Annotated in this window: 21 protein-coding genes and 1 riboswitch; of the genes, 15 read left to right on the top strand and 6 right to left on the bottom strand. The window is 70.2% G+C overall.

Features of this window, described 5'->3' with window-relative positions; translation table 11 throughout:
* Positions 1 to 66 precede the first annotated feature (66 nt).
* Positions 67 to 489, top strand: coding sequence for a PPOX class F420-dependent oxidoreductase (locus AB0F44_RS01310; protein WP_357351906.1), 423 nt, complete (start codon positions 67 to 69; stop codon positions 487 to 489).
* Between the two features lie 63 nt (positions 490 to 552).
* On the opposite strand, the gene AB0F44_RS01315 is transcribed toward AB0F44_RS01310, so the two are convergent.
* Positions 553 to 972 (bottom strand): SPW repeat protein, encoded by a 420-nt coding sequence (locus AB0F44_RS01315; protein ID WP_357351908.1) that lies wholly within the window; start codon positions 970 to 972, stop codon positions 553 to 555.
* Between the two features lie 151 nt (positions 973 to 1,123).
* On the opposite strand from AB0F44_RS01315, the gene AB0F44_RS01320 reads away from it, so the two are divergent.
* The 7 genes from AB0F44_RS01320 to AB0F44_RS01350 all read left to right on the top strand — a co-directional run bounded on the left by AB0F44_RS01320 (position 1,124) and on the right by AB0F44_RS01350 (position 6,010).
* A complete protein-coding gene (locus AB0F44_RS01320) occupies positions 1,124 to 1,489 on the top strand; it encodes an MmcQ/YjbR family DNA-binding protein (RefSeq protein ID WP_357351910.1) in 366 nt (121 codons plus the stop codon).
* Positions 1,490 to 1,573: 84 nt separating this feature from the next.
* Positions 1,574 to 1,849 carry a Fe-S cluster assembly protein HesB gene (locus AB0F44_RS01325; RefSeq protein ID WP_357351912.1) on the top strand — a complete coding sequence of 92 codons (276 nt, stop codon included), beginning with the start codon at positions 1,574 to 1,576 and terminating at the stop codon, positions 1,847 to 1,849.
* A 96-nt stretch (positions 1,850 to 1,945) separates the two neighbouring features.
* Complete coding sequence (locus AB0F44_RS01330; protein WP_357351914.1) at positions 1,946 to 2,695, top strand: VOC family protein; 750 nt, start codon at positions 1,946 to 1,948, stop codon at positions 2,693 to 2,695.
* A 9-nt stretch (positions 2,696 to 2,704) separates the two neighbouring features.
* Positions 2,705 to 3,829, top strand: a complete 1,125-nt coding sequence (locus tag AB0F44_RS01335) for an endonuclease/exonuclease/phosphatase family protein (protein ID WP_357351916.1) — start codon at positions 2,705 to 2,707, stop codon at positions 3,827 to 3,829.
* 89 nt (positions 3,830 to 3,918) lie between these two features.
* A complete protein-coding gene (locus AB0F44_RS01340) occupies positions 3,919 to 5,199 on the top strand; it encodes a CehA/McbA family metallohydrolase (protein WP_357351918.1) in 1,281 nt (426 codons plus the stop codon).
* A 95-nt stretch (positions 5,200 to 5,294) separates the two neighbouring features.
* A complete protein-coding gene (locus AB0F44_RS01345) occupies positions 5,295 to 5,486 on the top strand; it encodes a hypothetical protein (protein WP_355021396.1) in 192 nt (63 codons plus the stop codon).
* Positions 5,483 to 6,010: a MauE/DoxX family redox-associated membrane protein gene (locus tag AB0F44_RS01350; protein ID WP_357351920.1), complete on the top strand. Its 528-nt coding sequence runs from the start codon at positions 5,483 to 5,485 to the stop codon at positions 6,008 to 6,010. The genes AB0F44_RS01345 and AB0F44_RS01350 overlap by 4 nt, the downstream gene beginning before the upstream one ends.
* Here AB0F44_RS01350 and AB0F44_RS01355 read toward each other — a convergent pair.
* Positions 5,965 to 6,435: a GNAT family N-acetyltransferase gene (locus AB0F44_RS01355; protein ID WP_357351922.1), complete on the bottom strand. Its 471-nt coding sequence runs from the start codon at positions 6,433 to 6,435 to the stop codon at positions 5,965 to 5,967. The two genes, AB0F44_RS01350 and AB0F44_RS01355, sit on opposite strands and share 46 nt — an antisense overlap.
* Positions 6,436 to 6,620: 185 nt before the next feature.
* Here AB0F44_RS01355 and AB0F44_RS01360 point away from each other — a divergent pair, with 185 nt between their 5' ends.
* Positions 6,621 to 7,337, top strand: coding sequence for a peptidylprolyl isomerase (locus AB0F44_RS01360; protein WP_357351924.1), 717 nt, complete (start codon positions 6,621 to 6,623; stop codon positions 7,335 to 7,337).
* A gap of 105 nt (positions 7,338 to 7,442) precedes the next feature.
* On the opposite strand, the gene soxR is transcribed toward AB0F44_RS01360, so the two are convergent.
* On the bottom strand, positions 7,443 to 7,916 hold the full coding sequence (soxR, locus tag AB0F44_RS01365) for a redox-sensitive transcriptional activator SoxR (RefSeq protein ID WP_357351926.1): 474 nt from the start codon (positions 7,914 to 7,916) through the stop codon (positions 7,443 to 7,445).
* A 61-nt stretch (positions 7,917 to 7,977) separates the two neighbouring features.
* On the opposite strand from soxR, the gene AB0F44_RS01370 reads away from it, so the two are divergent.
* Entirely contained in the window at positions 7,978 to 8,676 is a 699-nt protein-coding gene (locus tag AB0F44_RS01370) for an SDR family NAD(P)-dependent oxidoreductase (RefSeq protein WP_357351928.1), read from the top strand.
* The gene (locus AB0F44_RS01375) at positions 8,673 to 9,734 is read left to right on the top strand and encodes an S-adenosylmethionine:tRNA ribosyltransferase-isomerase (protein ID WP_357351930.1); all 1,062 of its coding nucleotides are present in this window, start codon (positions 8,673 to 8,675) and stop codon (positions 9,732 to 9,734) included. The genes AB0F44_RS01370 and AB0F44_RS01375 overlap by 4 nt, the downstream gene beginning before the upstream one ends.
* Positions 9,735 to 9,746: 12 nt before the next feature.
* Here the strand turns inward: AB0F44_RS01375 and AB0F44_RS01380 are convergent, their stop codons facing one another.
* Positions 9,747 to 10,184 carry an OsmC family protein gene (locus AB0F44_RS01380; protein ID WP_357351932.1) on the bottom strand — a complete coding sequence of 146 codons (438 nt, stop codon included), beginning with the start codon at positions 10,182 to 10,184 and terminating at the stop codon, positions 9,747 to 9,749.
* A 37-nt stretch (positions 10,185 to 10,221) separates the two neighbouring features.
* Here AB0F44_RS01380 and pepN point away from each other — a divergent pair, with 37 nt between their 5' ends.
* From pepN to AB0F44_RS01400, 4 genes are all read left to right on the top strand, one after another.
* Positions 10,222 to 12,672 (top strand): aminopeptidase N, encoded by a 2,451-nt coding sequence (gene pepN, locus AB0F44_RS01385; RefSeq protein ID WP_357351934.1) that lies wholly within the window; start codon positions 10,222 to 10,224, stop codon positions 12,670 to 12,672.
* A 61-nt stretch (positions 12,673 to 12,733) separates the two neighbouring features.
* The gene (locus tag AB0F44_RS01390) at positions 12,734 to 13,933 is read left to right on the top strand and encodes an exonuclease SbcCD subunit D (RefSeq protein WP_357351936.1); all 1,200 of its coding nucleotides are present in this window, start codon (positions 12,734 to 12,736) and stop codon (positions 13,931 to 13,933) included.
* Positions 13,933 to 16,854, top strand: coding sequence for an SMC family ATPase (locus AB0F44_RS01395; RefSeq protein ID WP_357351938.1), 2,922 nt, complete (start codon positions 13,933 to 13,935; stop codon positions 16,852 to 16,854). Before AB0F44_RS01390 ends, AB0F44_RS01395 begins: the two co-directional genes overlap by 1 nt.
* Positions 16,855 to 16,976: 122 nt before the next feature.
* Positions 16,977 to 18,200 carry a hypothetical protein gene (locus AB0F44_RS01400; protein WP_357351940.1) on the top strand — a complete coding sequence of 408 codons (1,224 nt, stop codon included), beginning with the start codon at positions 16,977 to 16,979 and terminating at the stop codon, positions 18,198 to 18,200.
* A gap of 51 nt (positions 18,201 to 18,251) precedes the next feature.
* Here the strand turns inward: AB0F44_RS01400 and gcvP are convergent, their stop codons facing one another.
* Both gcvP and AB0F44_RS01410 read right to left on the bottom strand, forming a co-directional pair.
* Positions 18,252 to 21,122, bottom strand: coding sequence for an aminomethyl-transferring glycine dehydrogenase (gcvP, locus tag AB0F44_RS01405; RefSeq protein ID WP_357351942.1), 2,871 nt, complete (start codon positions 21,120 to 21,122; stop codon positions 18,252 to 18,254).
* Positions 21,123 to 21,199: 77 nt separating this feature from the next.
* A riboswitch (glycine riboswitch) is annotated at positions 21,200 to 21,290 on the bottom strand.
* Between the two features lie 160 nt (positions 21,291 to 21,450).
* The gene (locus AB0F44_RS01410) at positions 21,451 to 22,068 is read right to left on the bottom strand and encodes a MerR family transcriptional regulator (protein WP_357351943.1); all 618 of its coding nucleotides are present in this window, start codon (positions 22,066 to 22,068) and stop codon (positions 21,451 to 21,453) included.
* Positions 22,069 to 22,075: the final 7 nt, after the last annotated feature.

The following is a 22,075-nucleotide window of genomic DNA, read 5'->3' on the forward strand; positions in this document are numbered from 1 at the left end:
CAAGGGAAGGATTTGGCGCCGGAGTGTCTTCTAGTCGGCACAGACCGCATCGAGGAGGCGCGTCAGATGACGTTCGACCCGCACGACCTGCTCGCCACGACCCGCCACGGGATCCTGGCCACGATCAAGGCGAACGGGCTACCGCAGCTCTCGCCGGTGTGGCAGTACTACGACCACGAGCGCAGCGAGATCCTGATCTCCACCCGCGAGGGGCTGGTGAAGACCAAGAACCTCCGCCGCGACCCGCGGGCGGCGATCGAGGTCGATGGCCCCGGAGGGCGGTCCTGGGCGACAGCCGAGGGCACGGTCACGCTCACCGGACCCGGCGTGAGCCCCGACAGCCCAGAGGTCGACGCGCTCGTCGACTACTACCGGCGCGGCGCCGGCGAGCACCCCGACTGGGAGGAGTACCGCGAGGTGATGGTCAAGGACCGACGCGTGCTCATCACCATCGCGGTCACGAAGGTCTACGGCGCCGACATCGGCTGACCCAGCCGCCGGAAGGCCGGCCGAGCGCTCCTCGCTCGGCCGGTCGGTGACGGTTCCGCGCGCTCACCTACGCGGATTGAACAATGTGCCGAGCCCGGACGAGCCGAGTCCGCACAGCATGATGACGGCTCCGACGATCACGTTGGAGGCGATCATTCCACCGGTTGTGTCGACGCCGTTCATGAGCCACGGCGAGACGATCGCCCATACACCCATGAGCGGTACGGTCCAGGCCAGACCGTGTGTGCGGCCGAACGCCGACGCGAACCCGAGCGCCAGCAGAGCGACGGCGAGACCGATGATCAGGTTGCTGACCATCAATGGTGATGCCGTGGTGTTGAAGCCGACGACCCACGGCGATATGGCCAGATAGAGACCGGCCATCATCGTGACACCCTCGACCACCTGAGCGGTGGCGGAGGAGCCGGTCAGATCGAACCGGTCTCGGAGTGCCGCGATGTCGGGATGTTCCTGAATGGACATGTGTTCAGACGACATTTGAGTTTCACCTCCTCAGCCCAATGCCAAAGGAAGAACGACTGTCCTCGCGATCAATTCTAGGCCCGCGAAGCAGCAATTGACCCGCCCCAAATCGCGGCCCCTCACGGCCTCCGTCGGTGGCACCATGGTCGCCATGGACGTGACGTCGTTGCAGGCCTACTGCCTCACCAAGCCCGGTGCCTGGCCGGACAACCCGTGGGACCACGAGCACCCGGTGATCAAGGTCGGCCCGGGTGAGCGAGGCAAGATCTTCGCGTTCCTCGGGGACACGAAAGTGGGGCTGAAGTGCGGGCCGTCCCGGGAGATCGCCGACGAGTGGCTGCTGCGCTATCCCGACGATGTGAGCGTCACCGGCTACATCGGCCGCTCGGGGTGGAACGACCTCGCCTGGGGTGGTGCGATCCCGGACGAGGAGCTCCTGGAGGCGGTCGACGAGTCGTACGCGACGGTCGTCTCGAAGCTCCCGAAGAAGCTGCGTCCGGAGGGCTGGGAGGCCTGAGCCCGGCATGCCGGGCTTGAACGAGGCCGATCTGTGAGGAATGGTTGAGCGGGTACTCCGTACCCAACCATGGAAGATCTCGACATGCTTCAGCTGACCGAGAACGCCACCACGATCGTCCGCTCGATCTCCGAGCAGGCCCAGGGCGCCGGCCTCCGGCTCGCCTCCAACGCAGAACCGGACGGCGCATTGAGCGCCGCCCTGGTCCCGACCGCCGAGGCGGAGGACCAGGTCATCGAGCAGGAGGGTGCGAAGGTCTTCCTCGACCAGGGCGCCGCCGCCGAGCTCGACGACAAGGTCCTCGACGCCGGGATGGATGCCTCCGGCAACGTCCAGTTCGGAATCTCTCAGCAGGGTTGATCCCGTGCTACGCCGGGGTGTGCCGCAGTCGCGGTGCACCCCGGCGTACGTCGTTTTCGGCCACATCGGCCTCGCCGCACGCGTAGGGTCGCGGACATGAGCACCACTGGCGAACCTGCCTGGTTCCATCTCTTCCTCGACGTCCCGCGTGAACGATGGGAGGAGGCGGTCGGATTCTGGTCGGCGGCCACAGGATGGGCGCTCTCGCCGCCGAGGGGCGAGGATGACCAGTTCCTCACGCTCGTGCCGCAGACGGGCGATTCCTGGCTGAAGATGCAGGCTCTCGACGACGGCGAGCCACGGATCCATGTCGATCTCGACGCCGCCGATCGTGAGGCTGCGGTCGAGCGGTCGACGTCCCACGGAGCGAGTCCGGCATGGAATTACGACGGCGTTCCGGTGATGCGCTCCCCCGGAGGCATGCTCTTCTGCCACACGCTCGGCGAGGGGACCCAGCCGCGCTTCGCGCGCTCGGAGCCGGAGCGGGTGCTCGACCAGGTGTGCATCGACATCCCTCGCTCGCGCTGGGACCAGGAGGTCGCCTTCTGGGCTGCGGTCACCGGGCGCACTCCCGAGCAGACCAAGTCCCCCGAGTTCGTACGCCTCGCCGACCCCGATCCGCACGGCGGGCTCCGGTTCCTCCTGCAGCGGCTCGAGGACGAGGACGGTGAGGTCAGGGCGCATCCCGACTTCGCGGTCGCCAACCGCGCTTCGGAGACCTGCCGCCACGAGGCGCTCGGCGCCGACACGGTCGGCGTCTTCGAGTGGTGGACGGTGATGCGCGCGCCGTACGGGCAGATCTACTGCCTCACCGATCGCGACCCGGTGACCGCTCGGGTGGCCTAGCCTGGGGAGATGCGCCTCGCATCGTTCAACGTCGAAAACCTCTTCGCGCGACCGAAGGCGATGGACGCCGAAGCGGCCGATGCCAAGACGCGGCGAGCGGTCCTGACCGCTCACTCCCGCGTCTCCACCCTTCTCGCCCAGCCCAGCTATCAGGGCGATGAGCAGGAGATCGTGGCCAACCTCGAGAAGCTCGGCCTGCTGAAGAGCGACGAGGGCGAGTTCGCACGGCTGCGGAAGATGCGCGGCAAGCTGCTCAAACGCCCGCGCTCGGGGCCGGTGGAGCTGGTCGCGAAGGGACGCAACGACTGGGTCGGGTTCGTCGAGCTCAAGACCATCGCCGTCGACGAGATCGCCACGGAGAACACCGCGCGCGTCTTCGCCGAGCTGCGGGCCGAGGTCGCGGTGGTCGTCGAGGCCGACGACCGCCCGGGGCTGCACATGTTCTCCCAGACGCTGCTGCCGGAGGTCGGCGCCGAAGCGTACGAGCAGGTGATGGTCGTCGAGGGCAACGACGAACGCGGTATCGACGTCGGCGTGATGGTCGGCGACGGCTACCGCCTGGTGCAGCTGCGCACTCACATCTTCGACCGCGACGACGAGGGCGTGATCTTCTCCCGCGACTGCTGCGAGTATCACCTCGACGCTCCCAGCGGCGCGCGGATCGTGGTGCTCGCCAACCACTTCAAGTCCAAGGGCTACTCGGAGAAGGGCGATCCGCTGGGTGCCAAGCGCCGCGGCCGGCAGGCGAAGCGGGTTGCGGAGATCTACCAGGGACTGCTCGGGGAAGGGATCGAGCACGTCTGCGTCGCCGGTGACCTCAACGACTCCCCCTCCAGCGAGTCGCTGAAGCCGCTGCTGTCGGTCGACGGGCTTGCCGACGCCAGCGAGCACGAGCACTGGGACTGGAACCACCGCCGCGGAACGTACGGTTCCGGCAACGAGGACTCCAAGATCGACTACCTGCTCCTCTCCCCCGCGCTGCGCGCCAAGCAGACCGGTGGCGGCGTCTTCCGCAAAGGCGTGTGGCACGGGCCGCGGACCAAGGACCCGTGGGACCTGTTCCCGACACTGACCGCGGAGCAGCACGCGGCCTCCGACCATGCCTGTCTCTACGCCGACTTCACCGACCTGTGATCTGAAAGCCTCCCGTACGCCGCTGGGATCTGCGTGAAATAGGGGCCATGTGCCTCGGACACGGACAGCAGCATGGGACTCTTCGGTCGATGAGCAGGCCGCTCACGCGGCGTACGGCACTGGGGGCGGCGGGAGCCGGGCTCCTGCTGGCGTCGATGGCCTCGCCGTTCACCGGTGCTGCGGCCTCGGCTACCGCTCGGGCCGGGGTGGGGGCGAGCCGTCTGTCGCGGCTCTCGTCCGGGACCACGCTGGTCCACGCCGACCTGCACAACCACACGCTGATGTCGGACGGCTCCGGCGACCCCGACCTCGCCTTCGACTTGATGCGGAGCGCCGGGCTGGACGTCGCGGCGCTCACAGACCATGCGACGGTCTCGGACCACATCCTCGGCGATGCGCTCGCGGGGCTGCTGCCGGCGGCGTACAAGCAGATCGGCGGCATCACTCGCTCCGATTGGGCCCGGACTCGCGAGCTGGCCGATGCTGCCAATGCCGACGGCACCTTCACCGCCATCCGTGGCTTCGAGTGGTCGGAGCCGTTGTTGGGTCATATCAACGTGTGGGGAAGCAAGCACTTCACTGACATCGTCGACGCCGGTGCGATGCGGCCGTTCTTCGACTGGCTGATGCGCTCGCCTTCCACGCCGCTGATCGATGGCGGGTCAGACGGGATCGCCGGGTTCAACCATCCCGGGCGGGAGCCGTTCCGGTTCCAGGAGTTCCGCTACGACGCGCGGGCCCGGGAGCGGATGGTGTCGCTGGAGATGTTCAACCGTGGGGACGACTATCTCTTCGAAGGCTTTGCCGACGGGCGGACCTCTCCCCTGTGCCAGTGCCTCAACGCCGGCTGGCGCACCGGGATCAGCGGAGTCACCGACGAGCACGGCACCGACTGGGGCCACCCGGAGGGCAAGGGACGCACCGGGCTGTGGGTCGCCTCCCACGACCGCGCCGGCGTCTTCGAGGCGATGCGGGCGCGGAGGTTCTTCGCCACCCGCACCTCGGGGCTTCGGGTCGACGCGGCGGCCACGCTGGACGGCGTCGAGCACCGGATGGGCTCGGTGGTCCCCGGCCGTGGCGGCGACATGCGGTTCACGCTCGACCTGGCTCGCGACGAGGAGTGGATCGGCCGGGAGCTGCATCTGCAGGTGCTGCGCCCGGGTCCGTCGGTGCCTCTTGTGGCCGACGTCGTCGCGTTCCGCGTCGGCGACCCGGTCTCGGTCACGGTGCCCGTCTCCGTCGATGACGGCGACTGGGTGCTGCTGCGGGTCAGCGACCCGACTCAGGCCAACGCGACCCCAGGGCCGGAGGGCCATCCCTGCAACGACCTGGGCATCGCCTACACCAGCCCGTGGTGGCTGCAACCCTGACGTGTTTCCTGAGAAGGCGGCCCGCAGCCTGAAGATGCGCTGAAGGCGGGCGTCCGGGCGATGGTTCCGGGTCTCGGCTGTGGCACGCTGGCGACGTGAACGAGGTGTGGTACGTCGTCGGGCTGGTCGCGGTCTCCGTGGCCGTGCTGGCGCTCGGGGTGTGGTTCGTGCGGCGTGAGATCCGGGACGAGGTCTCGCCGGCGCCGGTGCTTTGGGCCGGTTACGCGGTCGTGGCGGCGTTCGTCGTCTTCGGCGTCCTCCGCACCTCCTGGGTGGTGCTCTCATGAGAACCCGCGCTGATCTGCTCGGCTGGATCGGTCTCGCCGGCCGCCTCTACCTCGGCTTCGTCTTCCTCGCCGCCGGACTCGCCAAGCTCCCCGAGCCGGCGATCACCGAGCAGGCGGTGCGCGGCTACCAGCTGCTGCCGTGGCAGCTGGCCCCGGCGTACGCCATCGCGATGCCGATCGCCGAGGTCGTCCTCGGCGTGCTGCTGATCCTCGGGCTGTTCACGCGCACCGCCGCCGTGGCGACGGCGCTCGGCCTGTGCTCGTTCCTCGTCGGGATCACCGCGGCGTGGGCGCGCGGGCTCAACATCGACTGCGGCTGCTTCGGCGGTGGCGGGGCCTCGGCCGACCCCAGCTATCTCGCCGACACCCTCCGCGATCTCGGCTGGCTCGCGATCGCGGTCTACCTGATCGTCGTACGCCGCACCAAGCTCGCTCTCGACGACCTGCTGTTCCGACGCGGCGCTCCGCCGGTCGACGACTACAGCGAGAGCTCGAAGAAGACCGAGTTGGGGTCGAGCACGTAGCTACCGAAGGGCGGGCACTCGGTGAAGCCGTTGCCCGCGTAGAGGCGCCGGGCGGGTTCGTAGAAGCCTTCGGTCCCGGTCTCCAGGAGCACCCGGCGACCGCCGCGTGACCTGGCTTCCGCCAGCAGGTGGCGCAGCATCGCGGTCGCGACGCCGCGGCCGCGGGCGGCGGCCGTGGTGCGCATCGACTTGAGCTCGTAGTCGCCCTCGCCGAGCGACTTCAGCGCGCCGCAGCCGACGAGCTCGTCGCCCTCCCAGGCTGACCAGAACGCGATCTCGGGCACCTTCAGTGCCTCGAGGTCGAGCGCGTGCACCGACTCCGCCGGCGACGCCGCGTACATGTCCTCGAGGTGCTCCTCCAGGAGCCGGATCACCTCGGGCCGGGTCAGGTCGTCGAGCTCGAAACGCAGGCAAATCAATGGCACGGCAGGAGGGTAGCCCACCCCTCCCCCGTCGTGGCTGGGTGGGTGCGACGAGGCTGGTGCAGCATCGCGGCTGGCAACCAGCCTGTGCGATAGTGCGCGACTCCGATGCTGGCGACGGATGACGCCGGCTGTGCCACGTGGGGTCGGTCGACGGATTGTTCGGGCCGCTCCCCTAGCATCTGGGCATGCCTTCTCGTGCGCTCCCGGCCGTTGCCGCCGCTGCCCTGCTCCTGACGCTCTCCGCCTGTGGTTCCGACGATGGCGGCCAGGCCACGGAGAGCAAGGGCCCGAAGTCGAGCGAGTCCAGCGACTGGAAGTCGATCGTGAAGCCCGGTTCGACGAGCTGTGACTACGTCGAGGACCCGATGGGTGCCTCCAAGGAGGTCGACCAGCCGGAGAAGACCGCGCAGTACACCGGCAAGGTCGCCGCCACCATCAACACCTCCGTCGGCCCGCTTGCGATCACGCTCGACGCCGACAAGGCGCCCTGCACGGTCAACTCGTTCCTCTCGCTGGCCTCCCAGGACTACTACGACGCCACCAGCTGCCACCGCCTCGGCAACAACCCCGGCTTCGCGCTGCTGCAGTGCGGCGACCCGACCGGCGAGGGCACCGGCGGCCCGGGCTACACGATCCCCGACGAGTTCAAGGACACCGACACCTTCCCCGCCGGCACCCTCGCGATGGCCAACACCGGCCAGCCCAACTCCGGCGGCAGCCAGTTCTTCATGGTCTTCGGCGACACCCAGCTCCCGCCGGCCTACACCGTCTTCGGCACCCTCGACGAGGCCGCCATCAAGACCCTCGAGAAGGTCGGCGAGGCCGGCGTGGCCGAGGCAGGCCCCGACGGCACCGGCGCCCCCAAGACGCCCGTCGAGTTCGAGACCATCACCGTCGGCTGATCAAACCTCGCCGAGGCGTCACCTACGTCGGCCGAGATGGCACGCACGTGACGCCTCGGTCGACGTAGGTGACGCTTCGGCCGACGGGAGTGACGCCTCGGCTGGCTAGGCGCGGCGACGGGGTGGGTCGCGGCGCAGTACCTTGGGGAGGTACGCGGCGCCGGGGCTCTGGGCGGCCGCGGCGTCGTTGGGGTTGGAGATGCCGCAGCGCTGCAGGGAGAGGCAGCCGCAGCCGATGCAGGAGTCGAGGTTGTCGCGGAGACGCTCGAGGGCGTGGATCTGCTCCTCGAGACGGCGGCGCCAGTGCCGGGACATGCGCGCCCAGTCGGCCTTCGTGGGGGTGCGGTCCCCCGGCAGGCAGTCGAGCTCGGCCTTGATCTCGTCCAGGGAGAGCCCGACGTTGGCGGCCGCCCTGATGAAGGCAAGCCGGCGCAAGACGCCGCGCTCGAACGTACGCTGTCCTCCGGCCGATCGCTCGGCCCGGATCAGGCCCTGGCTCTCGTAGTAGCGCACCGCGGAGGCCGCGTAGCCGCTGCGCCGAGTCACCTCGCCCATCGTGAGCAGGTCGTGGGTGTTCATCTCACTCTTTTCTGTCACAGCCCTTGATCTCAAGTTCACTTTAGGTTGAATCCTAGGGGGCATGAACAGATCAGACAACGAAGTAGCCGTCATCACCGGCGGATCCGCAGGGCTGGGACTCGCCCTCGCGGCCTCCCTCATCGACAAGGGTTGGAGCGTCGTCACCGACGCCCGCGACGCCGACCGTCTCCATGCCGCGCTGCCAGACAGCTCACGGGTGACGACGCTGAGCGGCGACGTACGCGATCTCGACCATCAGGACGCGATCGCCGCCGCCGTCGCCCGCCACGGGCGCCTCGACCTGCTCGTGCACAACGCCAGCGAGCTCGGCCCGATGCTGCCGCTGGCCGAGGTCCCCGAGAGCCTCTTCTCGAGCGTGCTCGAGACGAACCTGCTCGCTCCGCTCTCGCTCACCCAGCGACTCCTCCCCTACCTGATCGCCTCGCGCGGCACCCTCGTGGGCGTCTCGAGCGACGCGGCGGTCGAGCACTACCCGACCTGGGGAACGTACGCAGCGAGCAAGGCCGCGCTCGACCACCTGATCCTCACCCTCGGCGAGGAGAACGGCATCCGTGCGTACGCCGTCGATCCCGGCGACATGCGCACCGCCATGCACGAGGCCGCGTTCCCCGGTGAGGACATCTCCGACCGGCCGCTGCCGGAATCGGTCGTTCCGCACCTGCTCGCACTGCTCTCCGGCGACCAGCCGTCCGGGCGCTACCGCGCCACCGAACTCGCATCAGTAGGGGTATCCCGATGACCATGCTCGCCGAACGACCGACCACCACGTTCCCTTTTCCTGAGGACACCACAGCCCCCGCGCCCGCGGAGTGGCGCGGCATGGAACGCGACGGGGTGCGGCTGCTCGTGGCATCACCGGGTGGCGTACGACATTCCCGGTTCCGCAGTCTTGCCGACCACCTCTCCCCCGGCGACCTGGTCGTGGTCAACGACTCGGTGACCGAGGCGCGCCAGCTCGACGCCGACCTGATCGGGCGCGGCCGGGTGGTGCTCCACCTCGCCCAGCGTCTCGACACGGGCTGGGCCGTGGAGATCCGCTCGGCCCCGGACGCATCACGGCCCGTGCTCGACGCCGACGAGGGCGACGTGATCGTGACCGCCGGTCTCCGGGTCACGCTCCGAGAGCCCTACCCCGACGGCCGCGCCTCCTCCCCCACTGGCGAGGGCAATCGGCTGTGGCGGGCCCGGGTCACCGGCGACGTGACCGCCGAGCTCGCGCGGGCGGGCCGCCCGATCGCGTACGGCTATCTAGACCGGCGCTACCCGCTCTCGGCCTACCAGACCGTCTTCGGGCACCGCCCCGGGAGCGCGGAGATGCCCTCGGCGGCGCGCCCGTTCACCCACCCGCTGGTCACCGAGCTGGTCACGCGCGGCATCCAGATCGCGCCCATTACCCTGCACACCGGCGTCTCCTCCCAGGAGGTCGGCGAGGCCCCCGGGGCGGAGTGGTTCGAGGTCTCCGAGACCACGGCCCGGCTGGTGGAGCAGACCAGGTACGCCGGTGGCCGCGTCGTCGCGGCCGGCACCACCGTCACCCGAGCCCTCGAGTCGGCGGTCATCCCCGCGACCGGCGCGGTCAGGGCGGCGAGCGGCTGGACCGACCGGGTCATCACGCCCGCCAACCCGCCGTACGTCGTCAACGGGCTCATCACCGGCTGGCACGACCCACAGGCCAGCCATCTGCTGCTGGTCGAGGCTGTCGCCGGTCCCGCGCTCACCCAGGCTGCCTACGACGCTGCGGTCGCCGAGGGCTATCTGTGGCACGAGTTCGGCGACTCCGCGCTCCTGCTCCCCTGAGCGCGCCGCCCCCTAGGACAGGGCGCCCTCGCCGTAAGCCACCGGGGTGCCGACGGAGACGGTGCGGCCGACGGTGCACAGGCGGGTCTCGGACTTCTTGATCGCGTCCGGGAGTACCTTGCGGGCGGCATCGCCGGCCTCGCCCTCGGGGAAGGTGATGTCGAAGGTGACCGCGATGTCGACCAGGCGGTTGCCCTGCTCGTCGCGGATCTTCCGGGCCGCGGCGAGGGCCTCGAAGGTCTCCATCGGGGACCGCTTGCCGGTGATGAAGTCGACGTCCAGGGCGCTGCAGCCGGCCAGGGCGGCGAGGAGCAGCTCGACCGGGGTGAAGTCGGGGTCGTCGCCGTGGCCGATCACCACGGTGCCTCCGCGCTCGTTGGTCGCACGGAAGCGGTGCTCGCCGATCTTCTCCAGAGATACCGAGCGCAGGTCTGCAGCAGAGTCAGTCATGGGGAAAGAGTGCCATCCGCCCGTTAGCCTGTGCGACGTGAGCACCCAGAGCCTGCCCCTGCGCCGAGACGAGGCCGCCGCCCGTGCCAGCCTGCTGAAGATCGAGGACTACGACGTACGCCTCGATCTCGCCTCCAGCGAGGAGACGTTCGGCTCCGTCACGACGATCCGGTTCACCTCGAGCGGCGGACCGACGTTCCTCGACCTGAAGCCCGTCTCGGTCGAGCGCATCAGCCTCAACGGGGCTCCGATCGACCCGGCCACGCTCGCCAAGGGGCGTCTCCCGATCAGCACGGACGAGGGCCCGAACGAGCTCGTCGTCGAGGCCACCATGCCGTTCCGCAACGACGGCGAGGGACTCCACCGCAGCGTCGACCCGGCCGACGGGCGGGCCTACGTCTACGGGATGTGCTTCATGGACGCCGCCCCGACGATCTTCGCCTGCTTCGACCAGCCCGACCTGAAGGCGCCCTACACCTTCCACGTCACCGCACCGCACGACTGGACGGTGATCGGCAACGCGCCGGGCACCCAGACTGCGCCCGGGACCTGGGAGTTCGAGCGGAGCCAGCCGCTCTCGACGTACTTCGTCACGCTCGTCGCCGGCCCGTGGCACATGATCCATGACGAGCACGACGGGATCCCGCTGTCGCTGAGCTCGCGGCAGAGCATCGCCGCCGACCTCGACAAGGACGCCGAGGAGCTCTTCACGATCACCAAGCAATGCTTCGACGAGTTCCACCGGCTCTTCGGCATCCGCTACCCGTTCGGCAACTACCACCAGGCGTTCGTGCCGGAGTTCAACGCGGGCGCGATGGAGAACCCGGGCTGCGTGACCTTCCGGGACCCGCTCGTCTTCACCTCTCGCGTGACCCGTGGCATGCGGATCCAGCGTGCCACCACGGTCGCCCACGAGATGGCTCACCAGTGGTTCGGCGACCTGGTCACGCCGCAGTGGTGGGACGACCTGTGGCTCAACGAGTCGTTCGCCGAATACATGGGCAACCGGGTGACCGCCGAGGTGACCGAGTACGCCGACGCCTGGGCCGACATGTCCTACGCCCGCCGCCAGTGGGGCCTGACCGCCGACCAGCGCGGCTCGACGCACTCGGTCGCCGGCAACGGCGCCGAGGACGCCGTCTCGGCGCTGCAGAACTTCGACGGGATCTCCTACTCCAAGGGCTCGGCGATCCTGCGCCAGCTCGCCGCGTCTCTGGGCGACGACGTCTTCTTCGCCGGCGCGATCGACCACTTCAACCGGCACCGGTTCGGCAACGCGACGATGCACGACCTGTTCGGCTCCTGGGCCTCTGCCGCGGCCGAGGCGGGCGTCGAGTTCGACCTCGACACCTTCACCACCCAGTGGCTGCTCACCGCCGGCCCGGACACGCTCTCGTGGGACCCGGCCAAGATGGTCGTCAACCGCACCGCTCCGTCGCTGCACCCCGCCGACCGCTCCCACACCTTCCGCGCGGTGGTCCTCAACGGCACCCAGTGGACCACCGAGGACATCACGGTGAGCGGCGACAAGACGCCGCTCCAGGTCGCCGCCAACGCGGTCGTGCTCGACCCCTACGACGACACCTGGGCCTCGGCCATCCCCGACTGGGAGACGGTGCAGGCGCTCAAGGCCGCCCTCCCGGAGGTCACCGACGACGGTCTGCGCGCCGGCGTGTGGAACAACCTGCGCAGCGCCTGGTTCAACGCCGCGGTCGACCCGGCCGACGTCATCGACATCGCCGAGGCGTCGCTGCCCGTCGAGGACCTCGAGGACACCCCGCGGCGCACCATGCCGTGGCTCTTCGGCTCGGTGGTACCGCTGGCACCCGCAGGGGCGCGCGAGCGGCTCCACGAGGCCGCCCTCCGCAAGCTCGCCGAGGTCGCTCCCGGGTCTGAGCTGCAGCTGTCTTCCTATCGCGCGGCGATCCGCTCGGCGAGCTCCGAGTCCCTGCTGCGGGAATGGCTCGCCACTCCCCCTGCCGGGATCGAGACCGACCTCGACCTGCGCTGGCGCATCCTCGCCAAGCTCGCCGAGAACGGCTTCGCGACCCGCGAGGAGCTGCAGGCGGCGTACGACGCGGAGCCGGCGAACGAGGCACGCATCCACCTCAACGGCGCCCTGGTCAGCATCCCCGACGCGGAGGCGAAGACGTACGGCTGGTCGGTGTTCACCGGCGAGACCGACCTGCCCAACTACGACATCCTGGCCGCCGGGCGGGCATTCTGGACCGGGCCGGCCGAGCTCACCGCGGGGTACGTCGAGCGCTACTTCGCCGAGCTCCCCGCCACCGCCGAGAAGCGCTCGGGCTGGAGCCTCGCCGAGGCCGCCGAGGCGTTCTTCCCGAGCGGCTCGGTGACCGAGGAGACCCTCGCCGCCGCGCGGGCGGTCATCGAGCTCGATCTCGACCCGGGCGTACGCCGCCGGGTGGCCGATGCCGCCGACAACCTGCAGCGGCAGCTGGCGATCAAGGTTACCTATCCCGCGTAGCCGAGGCTCCGGCGGTGAGTCGGGGGCAAGACTGTCCGTGCTCACCGATAGTTTTCGTTTCATGCGGATCCTGCACACCTCCGACTGGCACCTAGGCCGGTCCTTCCACAGGGAGGGCATGCTCGGGCACCAAGCGGCGTACGTCGATCATCTCCTCTCCGTGGTGGAGCAGGGATCCGTCGACGTGGTGTGCGTATCCGGCGATGTCTACGACCGTGCGCTTCCGCAGGTCGACGCGGTGCGGCTGGCCTCGGAGGCGCTCTCTCGGCTGGCGGCCTCGCGGGCGAAGGTCGTCATCACCAGCGGCAACCACGACTCGGCCCAGCGGCTGGGGTTCGGCTCCGAGCTGATCGACGCCGCCGGCATCTTCATCCGCACCGACCTGGCCGGCGTCGGCCGCCCGGTGATGCTCCCCGACGCGCACGGCGAGGTGGCGTTCTACGGCCTCCCCTACCTCGATCCCGACGCTGCCAGGGCGTCCTGGGGGTTGGAGTCGCGCTCCCACCAGGCGGCGCTCGGCGAGGCGATGCGGCGGGTACGCGCCGACCTAGACGGCCGGGGTGGCCGCAGCGTCGTCATGGCCCATGCCTTCGTCACCGGTGCGGAGCCCTCCGACTCCGAGCGCGACATCTCCGTCGGTGGCGTGTCGATGGTTCCCGCCAGCCTCTTCGAGGACATCTCTTACGCCGCCCTCGGTCACCTCCACGGCCGCCACACGATCACCGACACGGTGCGCTACAGCGGCTCCCCGCTGGCGTACTCCTTCTCCGAGGCCAACCATCTCAAGGGCTCCTGGCTCATCGATCTCGACGAGTCCGGTTTCGTCGCCAGCGAGTTCGTGGAGGCGCCGGTCCCGCGTGGCCTGGCCCGGTTGCGAGGCACCCTCGAGGAGCTCCTGAGCGACCCCCGTCACGAGGTCCACGAGCAGTCGTGGCTGCAGATCACCCTGACCGACCGGATCCGCCCTGCCCAGGCCATGGAGCGGCTGCGGCGGCGGTTCCCGCACACCCTCGTGCTGGGGTTCGAGTCGACCGCGCCGGTCCTGGGTGCCCTGTCCCAGCCCGACCCGTCCCGGCCGCGGCGGGACATCGACCTGGTCACCGAGTTCGTGGCCGAGCTCCGCGGCGAGCCCGCGGCCAAGGCCGAGCTGGCGCTGCTGCAGACCGCCGTGGACGCCTGCTGTGAGGACCCCGAGGTCGACTCGCTCGACTCGCGCTCCGGCGGGGACGAGGAAGAGGAGTGGCTCGAGGTGCTCTTCTGATGCGCCTTCACCACCTGGAGGTGTCCGCGTTCGGCCCGTTCACGGGCACGGTGAGCGTCGACTTCGACCAGCTCTCCGAGGCAGGGCTCTTCCTGCTCTCCGGCGCCACCGGAGCCGGCAAGACGAGCGTCCTGGACGCAGTCTGCTTCGCGCTATACGGCGACGTCCCCGGTGACCGTTCGGTCGCGAAGCGGCTGCGCAGCGACCGGGCCCCGGCCGAGGTCGCGACGCGGGTCGTCCTGGAGGCGACACTCGCCCAGCGACGCTTCCGGATCACCCGCTCACCGTCGTGGGAGCGGCCCAAGCGGCGTGGCGCCGGCACCACGACCCAGCAGGCCTCAGTCGTGCTCATGGAGCAGGTCGGCGAGGAGTGGCGCACCCTCACCACCCGCCTCGACGAGGCCGGCCACCTCGTCTCGGACCTCCTCGGCATGACGCTGACCCAGTTCGTGCAGGTCGCGATGCTCCCCCAGGGCCGCTTCCAGGCCTTCCTCCGCTCCAGCGCCGAGGAGCGCAAGCGGCTGCTGGAGCGGCTCTTCCGCACCGAGCGCTTCGCCGATGTCGAGCGCTGGCTACGTGAGCGCCGCGTCGAGCTCCGGCGGCGCTCCGAGGAGCTCAACGCCGGCGTCGCCGAGGTGGTCAGCCGAATCAGCGAGACCGCGGCCGTCACGCTCCCCGACGACTGGGACGTCCATGACCTCGGCCTCCCCGCCGGCGACGGCGCGATCGCCACCTGGTCCCGCGCACTGGCCGAGGAGGCCACCGAGTCGCAGGCGGTCACCTCCGGCGCCGCGATGGAGGCCCTGGCCGCGGAGTCGGAGACCCTCGCCGCCCTCGACGCCGCCCGAGCGATGGCCGAGAAGCAGCGTGGCCTGCGTGCGGCCGCTGCCGCCGAGAGCCGTCTCGTCGCCACGGCCGAGGAGCAGGAGGAGCGCGTACGCCGCGTCGAGGCGGCCCAGCGTGCCGAGGCCGTGGCGGGGGTCAGCGAGCTCGCCGACCAGGCACGGCGCGAGCACGCCAAGGCGACCTCGCTCGCCCCGAGCGACCTGACCCTGACCGATGCCAAGGCAGCCGTCGACCGGATCTCGGCCCAGCTCGCGCACGCCCGTGCCCTGGTGCCGGTCCAGCGCCGTCTCAGCGAGGTCACCCGCGAGCTGGCGGCCACTGGCACGCAGCGCGACCGCCTCCTCACCCAGACCCGCGAGCAGGCGCGGCTCGCCGAGGAGCTGCCGCAGCAGGCCGAGGCCCTCACCGCTGACCTGGCGGCGGCCACCGAGGCCGCCGCGGCCATCCCGGTGCTGCGCGCTCAGGTCGCCGCGGTCACCGAGGTCGGCCGGCTGACCCGAGAACTCGTGGACGCCCGGGCCAGGCACGAGTCGGCCAGAACGGCCGCCATGGAGGCACGCACCCTCTACCTCGACGTACGCCAGGCCCGGTTGGACGGCATCGCCGCCGAGCTCGCCGGCGCGCTCGCGGTCGGCGCGGACTGCCCGGTGTGCGGGTCCCACGACCACCCGCATAAGGCCTCCCCCGCCGACGGCGCCCCCGACGCGGCTGCCGAGAAAGCCGCCCAGGCGACCTACGACAATGCCAGCGCCGAGGAGCACGCCCGCGACCAGCACGTACGCGACCTCACCACCCGTCTCCAGCTCGCCCAGGAGGCCGCCGGGGAGACCGACGAGCCGGCCGCGTCGATGGCCGAGCGGCTGGCCGGGCTGGAGCGTACGGCCGCCCGCGAGGCCAGCCTGCGCGCCCAGCTCACCGCCGCCGAGGAGAGCCGGGCCCGTTCGGCGACGCTCCGTGCCGACCTCGAGACCCGCGCCGCCGAGCTCGAGACCACCCTGCGTCACCTCACCGAGGAACGCGAACGTCTCGAGGAACAGCTGACCGAGGTCCGTGGCGACCACCCGGATCTCGACGCCCTGCTCGCCGCGCTCGACCGCGACCACCGCGCCGCGACCACGAGCCTCGAGCGCCTCGAGGCCGCCACCCGCGCCGCCGAGGCGCTCGCCGGCGCTGAGCGCACCCTCACCGCCACCGCTCTCCGGGCAGGCTTCGATACCCCCGAGAGCGCCCTCGCCGCTGCTCTCCCCCCGGAGCGGGTCGCGGCGCTGAACAGCCAGATCAAGACGTACGCCGACAGTCTGGCGGCCGCCCGAGCGACCCTCGACTCCCCCGGCGCCGCGGAGATCCTGGCCACCGACGAGCCGGACCTGTCGGCGCTCACCACCGCCCACCGCAAGGCCGCTGACGCCGCCGACGCCGCCCGTTCGGCGGCCGACACCGCCGCCAACCGGGCCGCCCGCCTCGACTCGCTGCAACGCGACCTGACCCGGGCGCTCTCGGCCTGGGCCCCCGTACGCGACGACCTCGAGGTCGCCGTCCGGATCGCCGCCTTCGCCGAGGGCAAGAGCAGCGACAACCAGCTCCAGATGAGCCTGTCGGCCTACGTCGTCGCCTACCGACTCACCCAGGTCGTCGCCGCCGCGAACGAGCGGCTGGCGAAGATGAGCGACCAGCGCTACGCCCTGGAGCACTCCGCGGCCAAGGGTGCCGGCGACCGCCGCGGTGGCTTGGCGCTGATGGTCCGAGACGACTGGTCCGGCGAGTCGAGGGACCCGGCCACCCTGTCGGGGGGCGAGACCTTCGTGGTCTCCCTCGCGCTCGCGCTCGGCCTGGCCGACGTCATCATGAACGAGGCCGGCGGCCAGATGCTCGACACCCTCTTCGTCGACGAGGGCTTCGGCTCCCTGGACGCCGACACCCTCGATGACGTACTCGATGTCCTCGACACCCTCCGCGAGGGCGGTCGCATCATCGGCGTGGTCAGCCACGTCACCGAGATGCGCGAGCGCATCCCCACCCAGCTGGCGGTCGCCAAGGGCCGCGAGGGATCCACCCTTCAGGTCCTCGGCGCCTGACCAACTAGTCGGTAACGGATCGACAGGTGTTACTTCCCGGCCATTCCCTGGCGTGACGTACGTCACTAGCCTGAGGCGGCTCCGCACCGCGGAAGCCGTCCCAAACCCAACCGGAGGTTTCCGTGCCGCGTCTCACCACCCGTGTCGCCAAGGTCGCCGCGACCCTTCTCCTGCCAGCATCCCTGTTCTCGGCAACATCGTTGATGGCCTCTCCTGCACACGCCGACGGCCCCGGCAGCGGCACGCCGTGGATGGTCACCGTGGGTGACAGCTACGTCTCCGGTGAGGCCGGCCGTTGGGCCGGCAACAGCAACTCCGGCGAGTCGCTGATCGACGCGGGCGGGAGCGCGACGTACTTCGACAACGCCACCCACACGGCCGAGACGATCAACCGGTGCCACCGCAGCACGGCCGCTGAGGCGTACATCGGCGGTGGCGCGAACGGGCTCAACCTGGCCTGCTCGGGCGCGAAGGTCAGCACGACCACGACCAACGAGGGCTACTTCAAGCCCGGCATCGACTTCTACTCCAGCGGCGGCAACCAGGGCCAGGCCCTCATGCTGCAGAACTTCGCGGCGAGCCACAACGTCAAGGCGGTGACGATCGGCATCGGCGGCAACGACTTCAACTTCGGCAGCATCGTCACCCAGTGCGTCCAGAACTTCCTGACCTCGCCGTCCTGGAGCAAGGACTACTGCAAGGACGACTCGGTCGTCACCAGCGCGATGGCAGCCAGCAATGTCGCCGCCGTGCGCGCGAGGATCGCCACCGCCTTCCAGAACGTACGCACCGCCATGCGCAACGCGGGCTACGCAGACAACGCGTGGACCCTGATCGTCCAGAACGTGCCCTCGCCGCTGGCGACCTCGTCGGTCTACCGCTACAGCGAGTCTGGCTACACCCGTCAGAACACCGGCGGCTGCGGCTTCTGGAACGCGGACGCCGACTACGCGTACAACACGATCCTGCCGACGATCAACAATGCGATCTCGGGTGCGGCGACCGACTCCGGGCTGACCAACATCAAGACGCTCAACGTCTCCGGCGCGTTCGCGGGCCGCCGTCTGTGTGAGAACACGGTGGGCCTTCTCGAGGAGAAGGGGCTGTCGAGCTGGCGAGCCTCCGGCGCGGTCGACAAGACCGAGTGGGTCAACCAGATCCGCACCGTCTCCACCACGAGCGGCAACTACTACATCCAGGAGAGTCTGCACCCGAACCACTGGGGCCAGCTCGCCCTGCGCAACTGCCTGCGCCAGGCCTACAACGGTGGCGCGCCGAGGGCCGGCACCTGCACCCACGGCACCGGGCTCAACGCCAACGGCGAGCCCACCATGACCCTCAACTGACCAAAACCTCGCCGAGTCGGCGCGTCATGACGCGCCGACTCGGCGAATGGGTCACTCGGCGAAGGACTCCACGGGCGGGCAGGAGCAGACCAGGTTGCGGTCGCCGTAGGTGTTGTCGATGCGGGCCACCGGCGGCCAGTACTTGTCGGGGTCGATTCCGCGCGGGAAGACGGCCTCCTCGCGGGAGTAGGCACGGTCCCAGTCGCCGACGAGGGCGCGAGAGGTGTGCGGGGCTCCGCGCAGGACCGAGGTCTCGGCGGTCCACTCACCCGAGGCGACCCGGTCGATCTCACCCTTGATCGCGATCATCGCGTCGATGAACCGGTCCAGCTCGCCGAGGTCCTCGGACTCGGTGGGCTCGACCATGAGCGTGCCGGCGACCGGGAAGGACATCGTCGGGGCGTGGAAGCCGTAGTCGATGAGCCGCTTGGCCACGTCGTCGACGGTGACACCGGTCTCCTTCGTGATCTGCCGCAGGTCGAGGATGCACTCGTGGGCGACCAGGCCGGTCTCGCCACGGTAGAGCACCGGGAAGTGCTCGTTGAGCCGCGCGGCCACGTAGTTGGCCGACAGCACCGCGGCCGACGTCGCCCGGGTCAGGCCCTCGGCGCCCATGAGCCGGACGTACGCCCACGAGATCGGCAGGATGCCTGCCGAGCCGTACGGAGCGGCCGAGATCGCGCCGATACCCGAGCGCTTCGAGGCGTCCGGGTGCAGAGAGTGCGAGGGCAGGTAGGGCGCCAGGTGGGAACGAACCGCGACCGGACCGACGCCCGGGCCGCCTCCGCCGTGCGGGATGCAGAAGGTCTTGTGCAGGTTGAGGTGGGAGACGTCGCCGCCGAACTCGCCGGGCTTGGCGTAGCCCAGGAGCGCGTTGAAGTTGGCGCCATCGATGTAGACCTGACCACCGGCCTCGTGCACCAGCGAGCAGACCTCGGTGATGCCCTCCTCGTAGACCCCGTGGGTCGAGGGGTAGGTCACCATGATCGCGGCGACGTTCTCACCATGGGCGTCGAGCTTGGCCCGCAGGTCGTCGAGGTCGACCGTGCCGTCCTCGGACGACTTCACGACCTCGACCTTCATCCCGGCCATCACGGCCGAGGCGGCGTTGGTGCCGTGCGCCGAGGAAGGCATCAGGCAGATCTTGCGGTGCCCCTGGCCCTGTGCGTCCAGGTAGCCGCGGATCGCCATCAGGCCGGCGAACTCGCCCTGCGAGCCGGCGTTCGGCTGGATGGAGACCTCGTCGTAGCCGGTGACCTCGGCCAGCCACCCCTCCAGCTCTCCGACGAGGCGCGTGTAGCCGGCGGCGTCCTCGGCGGGCACGAACGGGTGCAGGTCGGCGAAGCCGGGCAGCGAGATCGGCTCCATCTCGGTGGTCGCGTTGAGCTTCATGGTGCACGAGCCGAGCGGAATCATGCCCTTGTCGAGCGCGTAGTCGCGCGCCGCCAGCTTGTGCAGGTAGCGCAGCATCTGGGTCTCGCTGTGGTGCGCGTTGAAGACCTCGTGGGTGAGGTAGTCGGTGGTGCGCACCAGGCCGTCGGGCAGCGCGCTGGCCGTGGTGCGGTCGATCTCGTCCAGGTCCGCCCCCGAGACGCCGAAGGCGTTGAGCACGGCCGACAGGGTCGAGCGGGTGGTCGCCTCCGAGGTCGAGATGCCGACGGTGTCGGCGTCGACGAGACGAAGATGTACGCCGAAGCGACGGGCCGCGGTGACGACGTCGGCCGCCCGGCCGGGCACGGTGACACCCAGCGTGTCGAAGAACGTCTCCGAGACCAGCGGGAGCCCGGCCGACTTGAGCGCGGCGGCCAGCACGGCGGCGTAGCGGTGGGTGCGGGTCGCGATCGTCCGCAGCCCGGCGGGGCCGTGGTAGACGGCGTACATCGAAGCGCCGACGGCCAGCAGCACCTGCGCGGTGCAGATGTTGGAGGTCGCCTTCTCACGGCGGATGTGCTGCTCGCGGGTCTGCAGAGCGAGGCGGTACGCGGGCCGCCCCTCGGCGTCGACGGAGACGCCGACGAGGCGACCGGGCAGGTGCCGCTCGATCCCCTCGTGGACGGCCATGTAGCCGGCGTGCGGGCCGCCGTAGAAGAGCGGGATGCCGAAGCGCTGGGTGGAGCCGACGACGACGTCGGCGCCGAGGGTGCCGGGCGCCTCGAGGACGGTGAGAGCGAGCAGGTCGGCGGCGACGACTGCGAGCGCGCCGCGCTCATGGGCGGCGTCGATGACCGGCTTGAGGTCGGGCACGCGACCGGAGGCGCCGGGGTACTGGACCAGCACGCCGATCGCGTCGCCCTCGGGCAGGCCCTGCGAGAGGTCGGCCACGACGACCTCGAGGCCCATCGCCTCGGCGCGCACCTTCACGACCTCGATCGACTGCGGCAGGGCGTCGACGTCGATGATGAACGGGCCGGAACCCTTGCGGTTCGCCCGGTGCACCAGCGCCAGCGCCTCGGCGGCCGCGGTGCCCTCGTCCAGGAGCGAGGAGTTGGCCACCGGCAGACCGGTCAGGTCGCCGACCATGGTCTGGAAGTTGATGAGCGCCTCGAGGCGGCCCTGGGAGATCTCGGGCTGGTAGGGCGTGTAGGCGGTGTACCAGCTCGGGTCCTCGAGCACGTTGCGACGGATCACCGGCGGCGTCACGGTGGCGTGGTAGCCGAGCCCGATCATCGGCTCGCCGGGCTTGTTGGAGGCGGCGATCTCCCGCGCCAACGACGCGACCTGCGCCTCGCTCAGCGCGGCCGGCAGGTCCAATGACTCGACCGAGCGGATCCCGGCCGGCACCGCGGCGTCCATCATCGCCGCGACCGAGTCGTATCCGAGCCGTTGCAGCATGGTCGCCTCGTCGGCGGCCGAGAGTCCGACGTGGCGCTCCACGAACGGGGAGGCGGCGTCGAGCTCGGACAGAGTGGGCGTGTCGGACACAGTGGCTCCTGAGGGCATCTAAGACAACTCGTACGCCCTCCCCCTCTGTCACCGCACCTGCGCCGCTTCAGAGTTGCCTGGTCCGCACAGTCGTGGATGCCTGAGAGTTTCCGGGGAGGAATTGCCCCTTCGGCGCCCCTTCGAGAGGAGCTCTCCCGTGCGGGATGGTCAGCACCACCAGCATAAACGACTCGACCCCGAGGCCCCGCCTCCGCGCTCCGCGCGGTTACTCCCTCGCTCTGCGCGAACGGACGAGCAAGCTCGCCGTTCGACCTCGCTCCGGTCGTCTCTGCGGGGTCTCGGGGTCGAGTGTTACGTGAGGTTTACTTCAGCCGGCGTTGCGGGCGGCGCGGCGGGCGGAGAGCTCGTCGGACATCGAGGCGACCTGCTCGCCGTCCTCGGCCGCACGCTCGCTCGGGAGCTCGGAGAGGGTGCCCTCGATCTCGCGCCAGACGCCACCGATGGCGATGCCGAAGACGCCCTGCCCGCCCTGGAGAAGGTCGATGACCTCGTCGTTGCTGGTGCACTCATAGACCGAGGCGCCATCGCTCATCAGGGTGACGCGGGTCAGGTCGTCGGTGCCCCGCTCGCGCAGGTGCTGCACGGCAGCGCGGATCTGCTGCAGCGAGATGCCGGCGTCGAGGAGTCGCTTGATGACCTTGAGGATCAGGATGTCGCGGAAGGAGTAGAGCCGCTGGGTGCCGGAGCCGGTGGCCCCGCGCACGCTCGGCTCGACGAGACCGGTGCGGGCCCAGTAGTCGAGCTGGCGGTAGCTGATCCCGGCCGCGTTACAGGCCGTCGGGCCGCGGTAACCGGTGTCGCTGGGCAGGGTCGAGACATCGTCGGTGAAGAGAAGGCCCTGCTCGTCAGCCTGCTCCGCCGCGCGTTGCGCGTCATCGGCGCCGTGGCCGGGCTTCTGTTCGTGGTCGAACACGATGTCCTCCATCGTCTAC

The sequence above is a fragment of the Nocardioides sp. NPDC023903 genome (assembly GCF_040639295.1).
In the GTDB taxonomy this organism is placed as follows: Bacteria; Actinomycetota; Actinomycetes; order Propionibacteriales; family Nocardioidaceae; genus Nocardioides.

What these genes read in the sequence shown, in the direction of transcription:
- AB0F44_RS01310 (WP_357351906.1), top strand. Translation starts at nt 67, where the DNA reads ATGACGTTCGACCCGCACGACCTGCTCGCCACGACCCGCCACGGGATC.
- AB0F44_RS01315 (WP_357351908.1), bottom strand. Translation starts at nt 972, where the DNA reads ATGTCCATTCAGGAACATCCCGACATCGCGGCACTCCGAGACCGGTTC.
- AB0F44_RS01320 (WP_357351910.1), top strand. Translation starts at nt 1,124, where the DNA reads ATGGACGTGACGTCGTTGCAGGCCTACTGCCTCACCAAGCCCGGTGCC.
- AB0F44_RS01325 (WP_357351912.1), top strand. Translation starts at nt 1,574, where the DNA reads ATGCTTCAGCTGACCGAGAACGCCACCACGATCGTCCGCTCGATCTCC.
- AB0F44_RS01330 (WP_357351914.1), top strand. Translation starts at nt 1,946, where the DNA reads ATGAGCACCACTGGCGAACCTGCCTGGTTCCATCTCTTCCTCGACGTC.
- AB0F44_RS01335 (WP_357351916.1), top strand. Translation starts at nt 2,705, where the DNA reads ATGCGCCTCGCATCGTTCAACGTCGAAAACCTCTTCGCGCGACCGAAG.
- AB0F44_RS01340 (WP_357351918.1), top strand. Translation starts at nt 3,919, where the DNA reads ATGAGCAGGCCGCTCACGCGGCGTACGGCACTGGGGGCGGCGGGAGCC.
- AB0F44_RS01350 (WP_357351920.1), top strand. Translation starts at nt 5,483, where the DNA reads ATGAGAACCCGCGCTGATCTGCTCGGCTGGATCGGTCTCGCCGGCCGC.
- AB0F44_RS01360 (WP_357351924.1), top strand. Translation starts at nt 6,621, where the DNA reads ATGCCTTCTCGTGCGCTCCCGGCCGTTGCCGCCGCTGCCCTGCTCCTG.
- soxR (WP_357351926.1), bottom strand. Translation starts at nt 7,916, where the DNA reads ATGAACACCCACGACCTGCTCACGATGGGCGAGGTGACTCGGCGCAGC.
- AB0F44_RS01370 (WP_357351928.1), top strand. Translation starts at nt 7,978, where the DNA reads ATGAACAGATCAGACAACGAAGTAGCCGTCATCACCGGCGGATCCGCA.
- AB0F44_RS01375 (WP_357351930.1), top strand. Translation starts at nt 8,673, where the DNA reads ATGACCATGCTCGCCGAACGACCGACCACCACGTTCCCTTTTCCTGAG.
- AB0F44_RS01380 (WP_357351932.1), bottom strand. Translation starts at nt 10,184, where the DNA reads ATGACTGACTCTGCTGCAGACCTGCGCTCGGTATCTCTGGAGAAGATC.
- AB0F44_RS01390 (WP_357351936.1), top strand. Translation starts at nt 12,734, where the DNA reads ATGCGGATCCTGCACACCTCCGACTGGCACCTAGGCCGGTCCTTCCAC.
- AB0F44_RS01395 (WP_357351938.1), top strand. Translation starts at nt 13,933, where the DNA reads ATGCGCCTTCACCACCTGGAGGTGTCCGCGTTCGGCCCGTTCACGGGC.
- AB0F44_RS01410 (WP_357351943.1), bottom strand. Translation starts at nt 22,068, where the DNA reads ATGGAGGACATCGTGTTCGACCACGAACAGAAGCCCGGCCACGGCGCC.